The sequence below is a fragment of the Bacteroides sp. An51A genome (assembly GCF_002161565.1).
Classification (GTDB): domain Bacteria; phylum Bacteroidota; class Bacteroidia; order Bacteroidales; family Bacteroidaceae; genus Phocaeicola; species Phocaeicola intestinalis.
The window spans coordinates 101,743-120,124 of the sequence record NZ_NFIC01000002.1 but is presented as its reverse complement, the minus strand read 5'-3'; the positions used below and the strand labels follow the sequence as shown (position 1 = coordinate 120,124).

General features: G+C 47.6%; 16 protein-coding genes. 10 read left to right on the top strand and 6 right to left on the bottom strand.

From position 1 onward, the window contains the following. Positions 1-9: 9 nt before the first annotated feature. The 5 genes from B5G04_RS04115 to B5G04_RS04095 form a co-directional block, all read right to left on the bottom strand. Positions 10-1,620: a S41 family peptidase gene (locus B5G04_RS04115; RefSeq protein WP_087249511.1), complete on the bottom strand. Its 1,611-nt coding sequence runs from the start codon at positions 1,618-1,620 to the stop codon at positions 10-12. Positions 1,621-1,625: 5 nt separating this feature from the next. Beyond that, a complete protein-coding gene (coaD, locus tag B5G04_RS04110) occupies positions 1,626-2,090 on the bottom strand; it encodes a pantetheine-phosphate adenylyltransferase (protein WP_087209133.1) in 465 nt (154 codons plus the stop codon). Between the two features lie 16 nt (positions 2,091-2,106). Then, the gene (locus B5G04_RS04105) at positions 2,107-4,035 is read right to left on the bottom strand and encodes a DNA topoisomerase IV subunit B (protein WP_022040551.1); all 1,929 of its coding nucleotides are present in this window, start codon (positions 4,033-4,035) and stop codon (positions 2,107-2,109) included. 118 nt (positions 4,036-4,153) lie between these two features. Beyond that, the gene (locus tag B5G04_RS04100; RefSeq protein WP_087249485.1) at positions 4,154-5,284 is read right to left on the bottom strand and encodes an N-acetyltransferase; all 1,131 of its coding nucleotides are present in this window, start codon (positions 5,282-5,284) and stop codon (positions 4,154-4,156) included. A gap of 295 nt (positions 5,285-5,579) precedes the next feature. Beyond that, positions 5,580-6,629 (bottom strand): DUF3810 domain-containing protein, encoded by a 1,050-nt coding sequence (locus tag B5G04_RS04095; RefSeq protein ID WP_087395921.1) that lies wholly within the window; start codon positions 6,627-6,629, stop codon positions 5,580-5,582. A gap of 207 nt (positions 6,630-6,836) precedes the next feature. On the opposite strand from B5G04_RS04095, the gene B5G04_RS04090 reads away from it, so the two are divergent. The 5 genes from B5G04_RS04090 to uvrC all read left to right on the top strand — a co-directional run bounded on the left by B5G04_RS04090 (position 6,837) and on the right by uvrC (position 13,523). Further along, entirely contained in the window at positions 6,837-8,066 is a 1,230-nt protein-coding gene (locus B5G04_RS04090; RefSeq protein WP_087249481.1) for a spore maturation protein, read from the top strand. Positions 8,067-8,186: 120 nt separating this feature from the next. Then, positions 8,187-8,612 carry an rRNA maturation RNase YbeY gene (gene ybeY / locus B5G04_RS04085; protein ID WP_087249479.1) on the top strand — a complete coding sequence of 142 codons (426 nt, stop codon included), beginning with the start codon at positions 8,187-8,189 and terminating at the stop codon, positions 8,610-8,612. A gap of 517 nt (positions 8,613-9,129) precedes the next feature. Next, on the top strand, positions 9,130-11,001 hold the full coding sequence (gene mnmG, locus B5G04_RS04080) for a tRNA uridine-5-carboxymethylaminomethyl(34) synthesis enzyme MnmG (RefSeq protein WP_087249477.1): 1,872 nt from the start codon (positions 9,130-9,132) through the stop codon (positions 10,999-11,001). A 56-nt stretch (positions 11,002-11,057) separates the two neighbouring features. Next, positions 11,058-11,582, top strand: a complete 525-nt coding sequence (locus B5G04_RS04075; protein ID WP_087249475.1) for an adenine phosphoribosyltransferase — start codon at positions 11,058-11,060, stop codon at positions 11,580-11,582. Positions 11,583-11,714: 132 nt separating this feature from the next. Then, the gene (uvrC, locus tag B5G04_RS04070) at positions 11,715-13,523 is read left to right on the top strand and encodes an excinuclease ABC subunit UvrC (protein WP_087249473.1); all 1,809 of its coding nucleotides are present in this window, start codon (positions 11,715-11,717) and stop codon (positions 13,521-13,523) included. 98 nt (positions 13,524-13,621) lie between these two features. Here the strand turns inward: uvrC and B5G04_RS04065 are convergent, their stop codons facing one another. Further along, the gene (locus B5G04_RS04065; protein ID WP_239414030.1) at positions 13,622-14,962 is read right to left on the bottom strand and encodes a nucleoside hydrolase-like domain-containing protein; all 1,341 of its coding nucleotides are present in this window, start codon (positions 14,960-14,962) and stop codon (positions 13,622-13,624) included. 136 nt (positions 14,963-15,098) lie between these two features. Between B5G04_RS04065 and dtd the strand changes: the two genes are divergently transcribed. The 5 genes from dtd to B5G04_RS04040 all read left to right on the top strand — a co-directional run bounded on the left by dtd (position 15,099) and on the right by B5G04_RS04040 (position 17,767). Then, complete coding sequence (dtd, locus tag B5G04_RS04060; RefSeq protein WP_087249471.1) at positions 15,099-15,551, top strand: D-aminoacyl-tRNA deacylase; 453 nt, start codon at positions 15,099-15,101, stop codon at positions 15,549-15,551. 118 nt (positions 15,552-15,669) lie between these two features. Next, a complete protein-coding gene (locus tag B5G04_RS04055) occupies positions 15,670-15,999 on the top strand; it encodes a nucleotide pyrophosphohydrolase (RefSeq protein ID WP_022040543.1) in 330 nt (109 codons plus the stop codon). A gap of 44 nt (positions 16,000-16,043) precedes the next feature. Further along, the gene (deoC, locus tag B5G04_RS04050; protein WP_087249509.1) at positions 16,044-16,952 is read left to right on the top strand and encodes a deoxyribose-phosphate aldolase; all 909 of its coding nucleotides are present in this window, start codon (positions 16,044-16,046) and stop codon (positions 16,950-16,952) included. A 96-nt stretch (positions 16,953-17,048) separates the two neighbouring features. Further along, complete coding sequence (locus tag B5G04_RS04045; protein WP_013618368.1) at positions 17,049-17,288, top strand: DUF3791 domain-containing protein; 240 nt, start codon at positions 17,049-17,051, stop codon at positions 17,286-17,288. After that, positions 17,285-17,767, top strand: coding sequence for a DUF3990 domain-containing protein (locus B5G04_RS04040; protein WP_087209154.1), 483 nt, complete (start codon positions 17,285-17,287; stop codon positions 17,765-17,767). The genes B5G04_RS04045 and B5G04_RS04040 overlap by 4 nt, the downstream gene beginning before the upstream one ends. Positions 17,768-18,382: the final 615 nt, after the last annotated feature.

Here is an 18,382-nt window from a genome sequence, read left to right as displayed (position 1 = left end):
ATGCCACCATCAATAGCTGCCTGAAGAAGTTCCACGCTTCAAGAACTCTTCTTCAGGTCTTTCCAGCAATTCGATAGCCTTATTCATACTGTCACTCAAACGATTGATAACCTGGAAATATTCATTCATATCCCAAAGGTCGCGGGCGATAAGGGCTTTCAGCTGGGCTTTGATAAGAGGCATCGCCAACTGATATTCTTTCTCCTTATAAACAACTCCCAATGTCTCTCCCAAAGCTTTCAACTCGTCCAGCATTTCGGGAGTAACTTCAAACTCACGGTCAAAATGACGGAAGTCTTTATACTTCTTCAACCATTCTGTCCGACGAGCATCCACCCATTTCAAATTTTGCTGCACAATGGCTCCTTTATCGCGCAAAGCCAGGTAATAATCAGTATACATCGTGGTATCCACCGGCACAAAATAATCGGGCATAATACCTCCGCCACCATAAACCGTACGCTTCAGGCGCAAAGTCTTATATTTCAACGAATCGGGAAAATGAATACTGTCAGCACTCAGCATTTCACCACGGTTGTAACGGTCTATCAAGTCACGGTTATACTGTTCGATACTTTCATAAGGTTTCTGGATACAACGTCCCGAAGGTGTATAATAACGAGCCACAGTAAGACGAATCATCGAACCATCGGGCAAGTCAATGGGACGCTGCACCAATCCTTTGCCAAATGTACGGCGACCAACCACGACTCCTCTGTCCCAATCCTGTATGGCGCCGGTAACAATCTCGCTTGCTGAAGCCGAAAATTCATCCACCAATACCGCCAGCCGTCCGTCGAGGAAATCTCCGTTTCCTTCAGCATCAAACTCGGCACGCGGATTACGGCGCCCTTCGGTATATACAATCAGTTGTTTCTTGCCCAAAAATTGATTTACGACCTCTATGGCAGCATTCAAGTATCCTCCACCATTGCCCTGCAAGTCGAGAATCAAGTCTTTCATACCCATTTTCTGCAGGCGATGCAAAGCATCTACAAACTCTTTGCCCGTAGTAGCTCCGAAGCGGTTGATACGGATATAGCCGATACGGTCGTTCACCATATACGAAGCATCCAGACTATAGACAGGAATCTTGTCGCGCGTAATGGTAAACGGAAGCAACTCTTTCACTCCACGGCGCATCACCTTCACATTCACCTTTGTTCCACGTTTGCCGCGTAAACGGCGCATCACATCATCTGTACTCATCTTTACACCGGCTATCACTGTATCATTGACTTCGATGATGCGGTCGCCCGCCAAAATACCGACCTTTTCAGAAGGACCTCCCGACACTGGCTGAATAACAAATAAAGTATCGGTAGCCATATTGAACTGAATGCCGATACCATCGAAATTACCCTGTAAGGGTTCATTCAATTCTCGCACCTCTTCGGGATTGGAATATGTAGAATGAGGGTCAAGTTCTTTCAGCATGCTGACAATTGCATCTTCTACCAGTTTTCCTTCATTCACTTCGTCTACATACAGATTGGCTATGGCAAACTCTGCCAACTGTAATTTACGGGAAGGAGAATTTAAAAGTTTGTTGCTCTGTGCACCTGCTGAAAGTGCAAACAGCACACAAAGCCATGTTATCAAGCAACGGTATTTCATCATAATCTTCATTCTTCATTAATATCAAGTTCTGCCGGCAAGAACGGTGTGACATCCTTGCCATAATGCAACAGTTCGCGCACGATGGTGGAACTGATTGCGGTCAGTTCGGGCTCGGTAAAGAGCAAGATGGTTTCCACTCCCGACAATTTGCGGTTGATGTCGGCTATGGTTTCTTCGTACTCGAAATCGTGTACCGTACGGATGCCACGGATAATGAACTTAGCATCGCGCATACGGGCAAAGTCTACCGTCAATCCATCGTATGCCTCTACACTCACACGTGGGTTACCGGCATACAGCTTCTCAATCATCCGCACACGCTTATCGGTAGGGAAATACGTCCGCTTCTTCTCGTTCACGCCGATACCGATGATGATTTCGTCCATAAAGGTCAAGGCACGTTTCACTACCGAATAATGCCCGATGGTAAAGGGATCGAATGTCCCTGGAAATATTGCACGCTTCTTCATTATCAACCATTCATTATTACTGAATCAAATCTTCCTCCACCACCAGGTTGTTGATGATGAAGTTCTGACGTTCCATCGTATTCTTTCCCATATAAAATTCCAGCAATTCACCTACGGCATCGGTCTTACGAAGAGAAACCTGTTCCAGACGCATATCCTTGCCGATAAAATTCCGGAACTCATCGGGCGAGATTTCTCCCAAACCTTTGAACCGGGTGATTTCCGGATTCGGACCAAGTTTCTCGATCGCAGCCAGTCTTTCTTCTTCCGAATAGCAATAAATCGTTTCGTATACACCTTTCTTCCGGTTCCGTACGCGGAACAAGGGAGTCTGGAGAATATATACATGTCCTTTCTTAATCAGATCGGGGAAAAACTGGAGGAAGAACGTAATCATCAGCAGACGGATGTGCATGCCATCTACATCGGCATCGGTAGCTACAATTACCTTATTATACCGGAGACCGTCCAGCCCGTCTTCGATGTTCAAAGCCGCCTGAAGCAAATTGAACTCCTCGTTTTCGTAGACCACTTTCTTAGTCAGCCCGAATGAATTAAGCGGCTTTCCACGCAAGCTGAAGACAGCCTGTGTATTGACATCACGGCTCTTCGTAATAGAACCGCTTGCCGAATCTCCCTCGGTAATGAAAATAGAACTTTCCAGACGTGGGTCATTTTCTTCATCTTTCGGTGCTTTCTGGTCGTTCAGATGCACCCGGCAATCGCGCAACTTGCGGTTATGCAGGTTGGCTTTCTTTGCCCGTTCGCGGGCTATCTTGGTCACGCCGGCTATTGCCTTCCGCTCTTTTTCCGACTCTTGAATCTTCTGCAGCATCACATCCGCCACATCAGCATGCTTATGCAAGTAATTGTCTACATTCTCCTTGATAAAGTCGCCCACGAACTTATTGACACTAATGCCTGAAAGGGGATATGGATTCCCGTCCGAATCTTTTTCGGGAGCCATCACCAACGAACCTAACTTGATTTTGGTTTGACTTTCGAACGTCGGTTCAATCACATTGATGGCAATTGCCGCCACCAATCCATTACGGATATCCTGGTATTCCAGATTCTTGCCGTAAAATTCCTTGATGGTACGGGCAAGGTGTTCCTTGAACGCGCTCTGATGAGTACCTCCTTGCGTGGTATGCTGGCCGTTGACAAACGAATAATATTCCTCACCGTATTGAGCGGTATGCGTAAAGGCAATCTCTATGTCCTCTCCTTTCAGGTGCACAATCGGATACAACCCCGAAGTGGTCATATTATCGTTCAGCAAATCCTCCAATCCATTCCGGCTCACGATACGCCTTCCGTTATAATAAATGGAAAGCCCTGTATTAAGATAGGTGTAATTGCGGAGCATCGTCTCGATAAACTCAGGACGGAAATGATAATTCAGAAACAACGTATGGTCGGGTTCGAAGAAAATGAATGTTCCGTTCTCCTCATCTGTATCTCCAGTCCTGTCACTTTTCAGTTCTCCCCGTTCGAATACGGCCTCACGCATCTGTCCGTCGCGCACGCTTCGTGCAACAAAGCGGGAACTTAACGCATTGACCGCCTTGGCACCGACTCCGTTCAGTCCGACACTCTTCTTGAATGCCTTCGTATCGTATTTACCTCCGGTATTCAACATCGACACGGCATCGACCAGACTACCCAACGGAATGCCTCGTCCATAATCGCGGACAGATACACGCAGGTTGTCTTCCAGTTGGATGTCGATGCGCTTTCCGGCTCCCATCTTGAACTCGTCAATGCTATTGTCTATCACTTCTTTCAGCAAGACATAGATACCGTCCTCGGCCTGCGAACCATCGCCCAAACGTCCGATATACATACCGGGACGAGTGCGCACGTGCTCCATATCGCTCAGGTGACGGATATTCTCCTCCGTATAAGAAACGGTCGGTTGTATCGATTCGTTCTCTTCTGCCATGGTTTAAAGTTTTTAGTCAGTTGACAAGGTAACAAGTTGACAAGGTTTTAAAATCTTATGCGATACTATTTAGAACCTTGTCGCCTTGTCCACTCGTCACCTTGTCAACTTAAATGAATTATAACATCTTCCTGTAAGCCCTGCGGCGCTTATGTTGTTCGGGATTGAATACACTCCATTGCGACTGGACTTTCTTGTTGTCTTCCAGTTCGGGATTGCTTTCACCGTATTCAAACCCTAACTGCTGGTACACCGGTATCAAGTCATAAAACAACAAAGCATTCACACCTTTGCTTTGATACTCCGGCTTCACTCCCACCAGCAAGAGGTCCAGTATCTTCGGTTTCTTGATGAACAATGCCTTGAGCAGGTGATACCATCCGAAAGGCAGCATCTTCCCTTTCGCTTTCTGCAAAGCTTCAGACAGCGAAGGCATCGAAATACCTGCGGCTATCAGATTTCCTTCCTCGTCTTCGATAATCGACACCATACGCAGGTCTATCAGCGGCAAATACATCTTAATATATTGGTCGATCTGACCTTGCGTCATCTTCGAATAGCCATACAGTGGAGCGTATGCCTCATTTATCAGGTCAAAAATGCGTTGCCCGTAATTCTTTTCCTTTATTTCCTTCCGTTTCAACTTCTTTATCTTCAGCTTATACTTCTGAAGTATGATTTCTGAAATACGCACAAACTTTTCAGGAATGGCTTCGGGCACTTTCATCTTAAATTCCACCCAGTCAGCATCCTTCTCGAAACCCAACTTTTCCATGTGTTTCTGATAATAGGGATAATTATAGATGGTAGACATTGTCCCCAGCTGGTCGAACCCATCAATCAGCATTCCTTCTGCATCCATATCAGTAAAGCCCAGCGGACCTACGATGGATTTCATTCCTCGTTCTTTCCCCCATTGTGCCACAGTATCAAGCAATGCTTCTGATACTTCTTCATCATCGATGAAGTCTATCCATCCGAAGCGCACTTCTTTCTTCTGCCACGTATCGTTAGCACGATGGTTGATTATCGCCGCCACTCGCCCTACGACCCTATCATTCTTATAGGCAAGGAAGTAATCGGCTTCGCAAAACTCGAACGCCGCATTCTTCTTCGGGTTAAAGGTATTCAACATATCATCGTACAAATCGGGAACGGAATAAGGGTTTCCCTTGTATAATTCGTAATTGAAGCGAATAAAGGTCTTCAGCTCTTTTTTCGAGCTTACTTTCTTAATGATAATGGCCATCTGTTCGTTAAAGTATGTATTTCAGGGCGTAAAGATACAAATTTTTATCCGAAAGCATAAGGAAAGAAGAATACTTTTTCCAGAACGAAGAACGGGACGCCACAAAACAAAATACCAAACAGACAGGAATAATCTTATTTTACAGACAAAAAGAAAGCAAAACAAACAATCCGTACACTTCATTTATACATAATGAAAGCAGACAAGCGTCATTTCCGTTTTTCCAAATACATCCAGAATCGAAAAAACGCGCAACGCACTGACTCCCCCCCGTAAATTCCAGATTCTCGCAGCCTCATTGCCACCAGTTTTCGGGCAAGGAAAGAATCATACCTGTCACCTCACCATAATTCTTCGTCCCCGACGGGATACGGTTTCCTTTCAGGTACCAGTTATAGACAGCATCCTGTACCGCACCTATCCACGGGCTATACCGTTCTCCCCAATAAATTTCTTTCGCGCGGAGTTCCCGCATAATGTCGGGACGGATATGGTTTGCCCATTCTTTACAGCCGGCTTCGCCCAATATCCGATAAGCGTCCCTATATATATAAGGTAGCAAACCGAAGTATCCGCAATAGCGCACGTACCTATTTGCGGAGCGGACGCAAACCTGATACGCCCAGAAATTGGCTTCGGCTTCCTGGCTCACGCCCAGCAGGTGGGAAAGCTCGTGGGCGTATGTAAACGGGTATTGTGCCGGAAGCAATTCGTGATTGACGTGCGACTCATCAAAGAAAGGTCCCATATAGCCCAGCACACCGACTTTCGAATACAATCCGTTTACCAAAGAGCGTTTCGGATGCTGAAAGTCTTTCGGAACGGTCAGCCCGAACCGCTCCGGCACATGCCGGTATATCCGTTTCACTTCGTTTTGCATTCCGGTTTCAGACAAGGACATCTGCACACCATACGTGGCATTCAAGCTATCGGTATAGGCTTCGAGAAAACGATGAAACCGTGCCTCTTCATACGAAACACGCGCTACGCCCGAACGGGAAAAGAAATCATTCCGGAAGTAATTCATCCCCCAGCCCCAATAGAACCAGACGTAAACCCACACCAACACTTCCACTTCACGCCCTAAGATGTGCCATCCGCTCCGTTTCTTCCGCCGTGCCACAAAAGGATAAGCCAGCAGGAAGCCTCCAATCCCGATAACCGTCACTTCGCAAAGCAAGAACGGAACTACCGAAGCCATACCCGAAAGGCAAACGGAAAGCCCAGGATATACCTCCCGTGCGTACCATTCTCCGGCACCGGGTATCCAGCGGAACATCCACACACCTATCAGAAGCAGAGCCAGTACCGCCCAACGAATATATCGGAATCGAATGTATTTCATGAATGCAAAGTTATCATTTTCGGAATTAATTCTTTACTTTTGCGGAGAATTTTAATAACAGAAAATGAGGCACAAATCTTTATGTTTCCAACTTTAAAACGCAGATTAACGCAGATTCTCACAGATAGGGGAAATAATAATCTGCGAAAATTTGCGCTAATCTGCGTTTCATAAAGACATCTGCTTACTTGACAAAACAATAAGACTATGGTTCTGAACTACATCTGGATTGCTTTCTTCGTGCTGGCTTTTATTGTTGCCACAATACGGCTGGTATTCTTTGGTGACGCGGAGGTATTCCCCGACATCATCAACTCCACCTTTGCCTCTTCCAAGTCGGCATTCGAGATTTCCCTCGGGCTGACCGGTGTACTGGCACTTTGGATGGGCATCATGCGCATTGGCGAGCAAGGCGGAGTCATCGCCCTTTTCTCGCGCGTACTTAGCCCTTTGTTTTCCAAACTCTTTCCCGATATTCCCAAAGGGCATCCCGTAACGGGAAGCATCTTTATGAACATGGCGGCCAATATGTTGGGATTGGACAATGCCGCCACGCCCCTCGGACTCAAGGCAATGGAAGGCTTACAAGAACTGAATCCGAAGAAAGACACTGCTACCAACCCGATGATTATGTTCCTGGTGATAAACACTTCGGGACTGACCCTGATACCTATCAGCATCATGGTCTATCGCGCCCAGCTGGGGGCGGCACAACCCACCGATGTATTCGTGCCGATACTCATCGCCACCTTTATTTCCACCCTTGCCGGTATCATTGCCGTGGCTCTTTACCAGCGCATCAACCTTTTGAACCGCACGATTCTGCTCTTTTTAGGAGGAGCAATCGCATTCATAACAGGCATCATCTGGTTCTTCAGCACCTTGTCGCAAGACCAAATCGACCTCTACTCTACCACCTTTGCCAATGTTTTCCTATTTGTGATTATCATCGGTTTCATCTTGGCGGGCATCCGCAAGAAAGTGAATGTGTACGATGCATTCATCGAAGGAGCGAAAGAGGGATTCACCACCGCCGTGCGCATCATTCCGTATCTGGTGGCGATACTGGTGGCTATCGGCGTGTTCCGTGCTTCGGGGTGTATGGATTACTTGACTCAAGGCATCGCCTCACTGGTAGAGATGTGCGGGCTGGATAGCGATTTCGTAGGCGCGCTTCCTACGGCTCTGATGAAACCGTTAAGCGGAAGCGGTGCACGCGGATTGATGGTGGATGCCATGAATACCTACGGAGCCGATTCGTTCGTAGGACGGTTGGCATGTATCTTCCAAGGCTCTACCGACACCACGTTTTATATCCTTGCGGTGTACTTCGGAAGCGTAGGCGTAGCAAAGACCCGCCATGCCGTACCTTGCGGCTTGCTTGCAGACTTTGCGGGCATCCTTGCCGCGATATTCGTTTGCTATTTATTCTTCTGATTTAATAAAACGCAGATTTTCGCAAATTCTCACAGATGACTATCTGTTTATTTCATATAAGAAATCCGCGTTAATCGGCGAAAATCTGAGTTTCAATACGATAACTTAAACAAGCCAACTATGATTACGTATCAGACCGAGGGGGTGGAAATGCCCCACATCAAGAAAAGAGAGACTACAGAATGGGTGAAAGCCGTCGCCCAAACGTATGGGAAGAAGGTGGGAGAAATAGCCTACATCTTCTGCTCCGATGAGAAGATATTGGAGGTGAACCGCCAATACCTGCAACACGATTATTACACCGACATCATCACCTTCGACTATTCCGAAGGAAACCGCATCGCGGGCGACCTCTTCATCAGCCTCGACACGGTGCGCACCAATGCCGAACAATTCAATGCCCCGTATGACACCGAGCTGCACCGGGTCATCATCCACGGCATCCTGCACCTGTGCGGCATCAACGACAAGGGTCCGGGCGAGCGCGAAATCATGGAGCAAGCCGAGAACAAGGCACTCGCCCTGCTGGCGGAGATGGAAAGATGAAACTCACCACAATATAGTAGAACAAAATTGGTTTGCGAAAAATAGAATGGAACACAGAGACACAAAGGCACAGAGTTCTATTTTTTGAGAGAACAAAGCTCACGTAGAAAAGATTTGGTTCGGCGTTCTTTGTCCTTTCTCTATTTATTTCTCCGTGGCTCTGTGCCTCTGTGTTCATCTTTTAATCACACACCACTCTTAATGGAACGCAGAGATGCAAAAGCGCAGAGAGTGGTGTTTATACAAACGCATAGAGCCATGTCCACCTATGCAATTAATCAACTCTCCAGTCCTATGCAGTCAGGACCGCAATCCTAACACATCAGGACTCCAGTCCTTGCATATATAGGACTGCAGTCCTTGCCTATTAGGATTTAGGGAGGACTGGCATCCGAAGGACCGAGCAACTATATGCATCGGGCGACGCAAGTAAATCTCTTTCTCTTTTTCCCTTATTCCATAGCTTAACCCGCCTTTTTTTCGTATTTTTGTGCCGTATATTAAAACGAAAAGACGAATGGATTTTAACTACGACGTGATTGTAATCGGGGCGGGACATGCCGGATGCGAAGCTGCGGCGGCATCAGCCAACCTTGGCTCGAAGACCTGCCTCATTACGATGGATATGAACAAGATTGCACAGATGAGTTGCAACCCTGCCGTGGGCGGGATTGCCAAAGGGCAAATCGTGCGCGAGATTGACGCGCTGGGTGGCTATATGGGCATCGTGACCGACCGCACCGCTATCCAGTTCCGGATGCTTAACCGCTCGAAGGGACCGGCCATGTGGAGCCCCCGCGCCCAGTGCGACCGGGCGAAGTTCATCTGGACCTGGCGCGAGATACTGGAAAACATCCCCAACCTGCATATCTGGCAAGACACAGTAGAAGAACTGCTCGTGGAAGACGGAGAAGTGAAAGGTGTGGTCACCTGCTGGGGTGTCACCTTCCACGCACGGTGTGTCATCCTCACCGCAGGCACGTTCCTGAACGGGCTGATGCACATCGGACGCAAGATGCTCGCCGGAGGACGGTGCGCCGAACCGGCTTCGTATCACCTGACCGAATCCATCACCCGGCACGGCATTACCGCCGGACGGATGAAGACAGGTACCCCCGTACGCATCGACGCACGGAGTGTAGACTTCTCGCTCATGGAGACACAAGACGGGGAAAACGATTTCCATAGCTTCTCTTTCATGAGCGAACCGCGCCACCTGAAGCAATTGCAATGCTGGACATGTTATACGAACGAGGAAGTACACGCCATATTGCGGAGCGGGCTTGCCGACTCTCCTCTCTACAACGGGCAAATCCAAAGCATCGGTCCGCGCTATTGCCCCAGCATCGAGACCAAAATCGTGACTTTCCCCGACAAGCCGCAACACCAGTTGTTCTTGGAACCCGAAGGCGAAACGACCCGCGAGCTTTACCTGAACGGCTTCTCGTCTTCGCTCCCGATGGACATCCAGTTTGCCGCCCTGCGTAAGATACCATGCTTCCGCAACGTAGTGGCTTACCGTCCGGGCTATGCCATCGAATACGATTATTTCGACCCCACCCAGCTCACGCATACGCTGGAATCGAAGGTCATCAAGAACCTGTTCTTCGCCGGACAAGTGAACGGCACTACCGGATACGAAGAGGCAGGCGGGCAAGGCATCATTGCCGGCATCAATGCACACCAGAACTGCACCGGAGGAGAGCCGTTCGTATTGGGAAGGGACGAGGCTTACATCGGCGTGCTGATAGACGACCTTGTGACAAAAGGCGTGGACGAGCCGTACCGCATGTTTACTTCACGCGCCGAATACCGCATCTTGCTCCGTCAGGACGATGCCGACATGCGCCTTACCGAACGGGCTTACCGCCTCGGTCTTGCCAAGCGCGACCGCTACGACATGCTTTGCCGCAAGCGGGAAATGATACAGCATCTGGTAGAGTTTGCCAAGACCTACTCCATCAAAGCCGATAAAATCAACGACACGCTGGAGAGTCTGGGCACGGCAAGGCTTGCCCACGGATGCAAGTTAATCGACCTGCTGAGCCGTCCGCAAATCACCATCGAAAACATCGCGCCGCACATCCCCGCCTTCCAAGCCGAACTGGATAAAGTGACCGACCGGAAAGAAGAAACCCTCGAAGCCGCGGAGGTGCTGATAAAATACCAAGGCTACATCGATCGCGAACGGATGATAGCCGACAAGATACACCGGCTGGAAAGCATCAAGATAAAGGGACGGTTCGACTATGCCAACCTGAACTCGCTCTCCACCGAAGCACGTCAGAAGCTTATCAAGATAGATCCCGAGACGCTGGCACAGGCAAGCCGCATACCGGGCATCTCGCCCAGCGACATCAACGTGCTCCTTGTCCTGCTGGGCAGGTAAAGCACAATGTTTCACGTGAAACAACAAGTTTAAGAAACAATCATAAAACACTGGCTATGAACAAAGAAACATTAAGAAAAAATCTAAGAGAAATCCCAGACTTCCCCAAGCCGGGAATCTTGTTCTACGACGTAACCACGCTCTTTAAAAATGCGGAGTGCCTGCAAGGACTCATCGACGAATTGTACGAGATGTACAAGGACAAAGACATCACCAAAGTAGTAGGCATCGAGTCGAGAGGCTTTATTCTGGGCGGAGCCTTGGCAGCACGGTTGGGTGCCGGCTTCATCATGGCACGCAAGCCGGGCAAGCTTCCCGCCGAAGTCATCGAAGAGACCTACGCCAAAGAATACGGAACCGATACCATCCAAATCCATCGCGATGCCATCGATGAAAACGATGTAGTGCTTCTTCACGATGACCTACTCGCCACGGGAGGCACCATGGCGGCTACTCATCGGCTGGTTAAGAAATGCGGAGCTAAGCAAGCCTACATCAACTTCGTCATTGAGCTGAAAGGGCTGAACGGGCGTAAGGCATTCCCCGAAGACGTGGAAGTGACTACCCTCTTGCAATTATAAGATTCCTTTTTCACCACAGAGGACACAGAGGCACACAGAGTCTTTACTTTTTTATTCTTAATTTTTCATTTTCCTGTGTGCCTCTGTGTCCTCTGTGGTGAAACAAATCATCAACAACAAACAACTTAGTGTATGGAAGAACTGAAGACCAACGAATACTTGCGGGGAATCGTAATGAACCTGCCAACCAGCCCGGGCATCTACCAATACCTGAATGCAGAGGGAACCATCATCTATGTGGGGAAGGCAAAGAACCTGAAGCGCCGTGTCTACTCGTATTTTTCGAAAGACCACCACTCGGCAAAAACCCGTATTCTGGTGAGCAGGATAGCCGACATACGCTACATCGTGGTAAACACGGAAGAAGATGCGCTCCTGCTCGAAAACAACCTTATCAAGAAATACAAGCCCCGCTACAACGTCTTGCTGAAAGATGACAAAAGCTATCCTTCCATTTGCGTAAGCAACGAATACTTTCCGCGTGTGTTCAAGACACGGAAGATTGTGCGCGACGGTTCCACCTACTTCGGACCTTATACCCATTTCCCTTCCATGCAAGCCATGCTCGACCTTATCAAGAAACTGTACCCTCTCCGTACTTGCCACCTGGCTCTCACACCCGAAAACATTCAGGCGGGCAAATTCAGGGTCTGCCTGGAATATCACATCAAGAATTGCAAAGGTCCCTGCATAGGAGCGCAATCGCACGAAGAATATATGGCAAACATTGCATCCATTAAAGAACTGCTAAAGGGAAACACGCAAAAAGTGAGCCAAGGGATGATGCAGGAAATGATGCGGCTTGCCGACGAAATGCGGTTTGAAGAAGCACAGCTCATCAAAGAGAAATACGAGCTGATTGAGAATTACCGGTCGAAAAGCGAAGTGGTAAGTTCGGTGCTGCACAACATCGATGTCTTTTCCATCGAAGACGACGAGCAATCCGCCTACATCAACTATCTGCACATCGCCAACGGGTGTATCAACCAAGCCTTCACGTTCGAATACAAAAAGCGACTGGAGGAAACAAAAGAAGAACTGCTGGAGATGGGCATCGTAGAAATGCGCGAACGCTACAAAAGCCAGTCGAAAGAAATCATCGTGCCGTTCGAGTTAGATTTGGAAATGGAAGACGTAACTTTCACCATTCCCCAGCGGGGCGACAAGAAGCATCTGCTGGAGTTGTCCATCCTCAACGTAAAGCAATACAAAGTAGACCGACTGAAGCAAGCCGAAAAATTGAATCCCGAACAACGCAGTGTCCGTCTGCTAAAGGAAATCCAGGAACAACTGCACATGGACAAGATGCCCCTGCACATCGAATGCTTCGACAATTCCAACATCCAGGGAGCGGATGCCGTAGCGGCTTGCGTGGTATTCAAGAAAGGACACCCCAGCAAACAGGACTACCGCAAATACATCATCAAGACAGTAGTAGGTCCCGATGATTATGCTTCGATGCAAGAAGTGGTACGCCGCCGCTACACACGCATTCTGGAAGAGCAAGGAGAATTGCCCGACCTGATTCTAACCGATGGCGGCAAAGGACAGATGGAAGTGGTGCGACAAGTCATCGAAGACGAACTCAGTCTGCATATCCCGATAGCCGGACTTGCCAAAGACAACAAGCACCGCACTTCGGAAATTCTCTTCGGCTTTCCACCCAGAAACATCGGGCTCAAGCAAGGGACTCCCCTCTTCCACTTATTGGAAAACATACAGAATGAAGTCCACCGCTTTGCCATCACTTTCCACCGCGACAAGCGGAGCAAAAGCCAGATTGCCTCGGCACTGGACGGCATCAAGGGCGTAGGCAAAATGCGTAAGGAAGCGCTGCTGAAACATTTCAAGAGCGTGGCACGCATCAAGAAAGCCTCGCTGGAAGAACTCGCCGAAGTGGTAGGGATGAGCGTGGCGCAAACCATCAAAGAGACTTTGTGAAACGAGTCTAACAATACACAGAGCTTTTCGGAAATATTTTCCAAAAGCTCTGTGCCTGTATACTTTCTACCGTATCTGAAAAATCCGATTGGGCTTCATTATTCCACATTCAACACAACTCGACGGTATGCCGTCAATGCTGGCATACCATTATCTGTAACTTCCAGAATCAAATGAATACTTTTACCCGAAGCATCTGTCGGAATTTGTAAGGTACATTGAGCAGAAGAATCTCCATCAAGTAGCATACTCCCTTTATAAGTGCTGGGGGCTTCATAAATTGTCCACTTGTAATGCAATTCATTCCCATCTACATCTTTCGATGCAGAAGCATCAAAGCACAAAACATCTCCTGCTTTTACCCTACGGAATACACAATGTAAAGATGCATCCCCATCCAATACCGCCAACGGATGATGATTGGCATCCTCAAACTTATCTGTAGAAGTCCACAGCATACGTGCCGCAAAATCATTCCATATCTGCTTCTGCCACTTATTTATACTTCCAACACCTTCGGATGTACTTGCATACACACCATAAGGGTCGTACTGCGTTTCGTCTTTTCCGCTCTTTTCTATAAAATCCATACCCCGTACACCCATTGTTTTTTTCTTAGAAAACCGGCCTCCCCAGCCTCCATACTCCAAACTATCCGGAACGTTCAGTCCATTGGCATACACATATAGAAAAGAAGGGCTATCACCTTCCGTTGCCCACATCCGGTCGGGATAATATACACCCAAAGGCATACAGCATTGAATATGCTCGTCTGTCCACTCATCAGATGGTGCCCATCCATACACTTCCTTATTCCGGATATATACAATCTCTGGAAAATTATGAGCAATCCACGCGCCGGCATCATCTTGCCCTAAGACATCATAAATACGTAGCTTGTTTATGAAACGTTCAAGTTCTTTTTCGGTCCGGGTATGTTTTACCTTCCATATAGCTTGTGCTACTGTATTCATTCCACCCCATGCTGCAACCCAAACCGGACGTTTGTCTCCAGCCTTATCTACAGCTGAAATTATCAGTTCAGAGCCAGGAGAATCTTTGCCTTCTCCTACTCCATCCATATTCGATTTTGCTTGTCCCCGTTTAACCAATGACAACAGATAATCTAAATCCGGATATCCTGCTGCATGCTTTTTCAAGCGTGGCAAGACTTCTCCAAACTTCCGAACGACATCTTCCAGTTTCTCTGTCTTATCCGGATCGTCCATCCATACCTGTGAACTGATCAACCCTTCAATATCGATTACATTCGAGCATACCAACAAATGAATCATCGATTGGATGTCATCAGGGTCAGTGCCCCCTAAATCTGTCGTTACAATCAACCGGCACTTTTCTTCTGGTGACAATGTCTGTGCTGCGCTACACAATACAGACAATAGCATACAAACCCCAACAAATAAAAACTTCATGTTCATAACAAAATCAATTTTCTGTAAACTAAAAAAACAATTACCCCTTCCGCAAATATAGAAGTTCTTCATGTTTCATACAAGTTTCATACCAGAGAATTGAATAAGAATCATTATCTTTGCGAAAAACCTAAAAACCGATATGAGAGTAGTAATCCAACGTGTAAGCCATGCATCAGTCACCATCAACGGGACGTGCAGATCGGCTATTAAGGAAGGCTTCCTCGTCCTGCTTGGCATCGAGGAAGCCGACGGACAAGAAGATGCAGACTGGCTATGCAAGAAAATCGTCAACCTGCGTGTATTTGATGACGAGAACGGAGTGATGAACAAATCCATTCTGGAAGCAGGAGGCGATATCATCGTCGTCAGCCAGTTTACCCTGATAGCTTCTACCAAGAAGGGGAACCGTCCTTCGTACATCCGCGCCGCCAAGCACGAAACCGCCATTCCTCTCTACGAATACTTCTGCAACGAACTGAGCATCGCCTTAGGCAAGCAGGTAGGTACCGGAGAATTCGGAGCCGACATGAAAGTAGAATTGCTGAACAACGGTCCCGTCACGATATGTATGGATACGAAGAATAAGGAATAAAAAAACAATCCAGTTGACAAGGTAACAAGTTGACGAGTTAACAAGGCTCTAAATACCTTGCATAACAATTCAAGACCTTGTTCCCTTGTCAACTCGTTAACTTGTCAACTAAATAATTATGACAATCGAAGAAGCACAGAAAACAGTCGATAACTGGATAAAGACCTACGGCGTACGCTACTTCAGCGAACTGACCAATATGGCGGTACTGACCGAGGAAGTTGGCGAACTGGCACGCATCATGGCACGCACCTATGGCGACCAGTCGTTCAAGGAAGGCGAGAAACACGACCTGGGCGACGAGATGGCAGACGTACTTTGGGTGCTGCTCTGCCTTGCCAACCAAACGGGCGTGAACCTGACCGAAGCTTTCCGGAAGAACCTGGAAAAGAAAACAGCACGCGATAAAGAAAGACATCAAAACAACCCAAAATTGAAAACGACATGAGCAAGAACGAAGAATTTGAAAGCGAACTCTTCCAGAACTTGGATATGGAAGACAAAGAGCACCTGAACCAACCCAGCAAGTATGACATGGCATTGGGAAAATACAACACGGCATTAAAAGACGAGGACATCGCGGCAAAGACCGCCCACATTATCGAGAAATACGCGGCGGAAAACGACACGCCCGAAGTAAAGAAGTTCCTCTTCCATTGCATCGACCTCACCACGCTGAAATGTACGGACAGCGAAACCAGCGTCATGAAATTCACCGAACGGGTCAATGCCTTCGATGACGAACACCCCGACCTGAAAAACGTAGCAGCTATCTGCGTCTACCCCAACATGGCGGAAATCGTGCACGACACGCTGGAAGCCGACAACGTGAAGATAGCCTGCGTATCGGGAGGCTTTCCTTCCTCGCAGACATTCACCGAAGTGAAAATAGCAGAGACCGCCATGGCGCTCCACGCCGGAGCCGACGAGATAGACATCGTGATTCCGGTAGGCAAGTTCCTCAGCGGCGACTATGAAGGCATGTGCGACGAGATACAGGAACTGAAAGACGTGTGTGGTGAAAAGCACCTGAAAGTAATCCTCGAAACGGGCGCATTAGGCTCTGCCGAAAACATCAAGAAAGCCTCTATCCTCGCCATGTATTCAGGAGCCGATTTCATCAAGACTTCTACCGGAAAAGAAAAGCCCGCCGCCACTCCCGAAGCAGCTTTCGTGATGTGCCAGGCAATCAAGGAATACTTCCTGGAGACCGGACGCAAAGTAGGATTCAAACCTGCCGGAGGCATCAACACGGTACATGATGCAGTGGTATATTATACTATCGTAAAAGAACTGTTGGGCAAGGAATGGCTTACCAATGAACTGTTCCGCCTCGGGACCAGCCGTCTTGCCAACCTGCTTCTTTCCGACATCCTGGGAGAAGACACAAAGTTCTTCTAAGCGGTTATCAGTCTCCCCTCTTCCTTTTCCATATCATGATGTGTTTATTGGAATGTTTGTTTAAGCTACACGTTAATATGTTAATATGATGAAGAAATGAAAACCGATAAGAAAGACAAAGAACTTGACATAGCCTATTTCTTGTCGTTCTGCATTGAACAGTACAAGAACAAGCATCAAATGAGTGGTGAAGAAGTCGCTACCTTGTTTGAACGATATGGCGTATTGCCTTATTTGGAAGACAATTTTGAGGTGCTTCACACGCAAAGTCATCAATGGCTAATGGATGAGATAGAAGAACTGATAGACAGACGAAAAAGCGAAGCGAAGAAATGATACTTTATCACGGCAGTATAGAACAGGTGAAGAAGCCTGAAATAAGAAGAACCAACAGGGCGTTAGACTACGGAAGCGGTTTCTATACGACAACTTCAGAAAGGCAGGCTACGCTTTGGGTAAAACGCAAATTGGGACAAAAAAGCGGCACAGGTTACGTCAATGTCTATGAACTGGACGAAACATATCGCACACAGTTAGACGTTCTCCATTTTACGTCACCTACAGAGCAGTGGTTAGATTTCGTAATGGCTAACCGCATGGACAAGGACTTTGAACATCATCATGACATCGTGATAGGTCCTGTGGCCAACGACCGTGTGTATGCCGCTTTTGCCTTATATGAAGGTGGATTGTTGAACAAAACGGAGCTAATCAATGAGTTGAAGACATACGTGCTTGTTGACCAATGGCTGTTCCATACGGAATGTTCCCTGCATTATCTCATATTTAAAGAAGCAAAGGAGGTGAAAGGATGAACTTAGAAATTACCAACCAAAATCTGTATTTACTGTTGCCGGGAAAAGTAAGCCGGGTAGCACAGATATACGCCAATGACCAAAAGATACCACTTCGAACAGCTCTTTACCGGTTTTATAGTTCGGATACTTACAAAAGACTGGCAGAGGAAACTACGAAGCTTTGGCACTTGGGCCCCGTAGCTCTCTATGCGGAATTCTCAGATGAATTGAAAAGAAAACATGAAATACGAATGATTCCAAAGTAAACAGTAGCTGCATAGGCAAAGACAACGGCTGTCCTGCCAGTCCCGATGAACCAGTATTGCTGTTTTAACGTGCCAGGACTGCAGTCCTTATATACTAGGACTACAGTCCTACCTATCAGGACTGATGGAAGGACTGATATGCATCCGGCAACGCAGCTGCCTGTATGCACGAAGCCATGCACCTGATGCAGGGGAATAAGCCTGGTTCTTCCCTTTTGCATCATCGTATACAATCCAAAAATGAATGGCGGAATATAAATTCCGCAAACATCCCATGTAGGGGCGTATCGCATACGCCCGAATGCGTCAACTAATCCACGTGGATGTTTTCGGGCGTATGCGATACGCCCCTACAGTTTATTGGGAA

What these genes read in the sequence shown, in the direction of transcription:
- deoC (WP_087249509.1), top strand. Translation starts at nt 16,044, where the DNA reads ATGGAAGACAAAGAGCACCTGAACCAACCCAGCAAGTATGACATGGCA.
- B5G04_RS04065 (WP_239414030.1), bottom strand. Translation starts at nt 14,962, where the DNA reads ATGAACATGAAGTTTTTATTTGTTGGGGTTTGTATGCTATTGTCTGTA.
- ybeY (WP_087249479.1), top strand. Translation starts at nt 8,187, where the DNA reads ATGATTACGTATCAGACCGAGGGGGTGGAAATGCCCCACATCAAGAAA.
- B5G04_RS04055 (WP_022040543.1), top strand. Translation starts at nt 15,670, where the DNA reads ATGACAATCGAAGAAGCACAGAAAACAGTCGATAACTGGATAAAGACC.
- B5G04_RS04045 (WP_013618368.1), top strand. Translation starts at nt 17,049, where the DNA reads ATGAAAACCGATAAGAAAGACAAAGAACTTGACATAGCCTATTTCTTG.
- B5G04_RS04090 (WP_087249481.1), top strand. Translation starts at nt 6,837, where the DNA reads ATGGTTCTGAACTACATCTGGATTGCTTTCTTCGTGCTGGCTTTTATT.
- B5G04_RS04040 (WP_087209154.1), top strand. Translation starts at nt 17,285, where the DNA reads ATGATACTTTATCACGGCAGTATAGAACAGGTGAAGAAGCCTGAAATA.
- B5G04_RS04105 (WP_022040551.1), bottom strand. Translation starts at nt 4,035, where the DNA reads ATGGCAGAAGAGAACGAATCGATACAACCGACCGTTTCTTATACGGAG.
- coaD (WP_087209133.1), bottom strand. Translation starts at nt 2,090, where the DNA reads ATGAAGAAGCGTGCAATATTTCCAGGGACATTCGATCCCTTTACCATC.
- B5G04_RS04100 (WP_087249485.1), bottom strand. Translation starts at nt 5,284, where the DNA reads ATGGCCATTATCATTAAGAAAGTAAGCTCGAAAAAAGAGCTGAAGACC.
- mnmG (WP_087249477.1), top strand. Translation starts at nt 9,130, where the DNA reads ATGGATTTTAACTACGACGTGATTGTAATCGGGGCGGGACATGCCGGA.
- uvrC (WP_087249473.1), top strand. Translation starts at nt 11,715, where the DNA reads ATGGAAGAACTGAAGACCAACGAATACTTGCGGGGAATCGTAATGAAC.
- dtd (WP_087249471.1), top strand. Translation starts at nt 15,099, where the DNA reads ATGAGAGTAGTAATCCAACGTGTAAGCCATGCATCAGTCACCATCAAC.
- B5G04_RS04095 (WP_087395921.1), bottom strand. Translation starts at nt 6,629, where the DNA reads ATGAAATACATTCGATTCCGATATATTCGTTGGGCGGTACTGGCTCTG.
- B5G04_RS04115 (WP_087249511.1), bottom strand. Translation starts at nt 1,620, where the DNA reads ATGATGAAATACCGTTGCTTGATAACATGGCTTTGTGTGCTGTTTGCA.
- B5G04_RS04075 (WP_087249475.1), top strand. Translation starts at nt 11,058, where the DNA reads ATGAACAAAGAAACATTAAGAAAAAATCTAAGAGAAATCCCAGACTTC.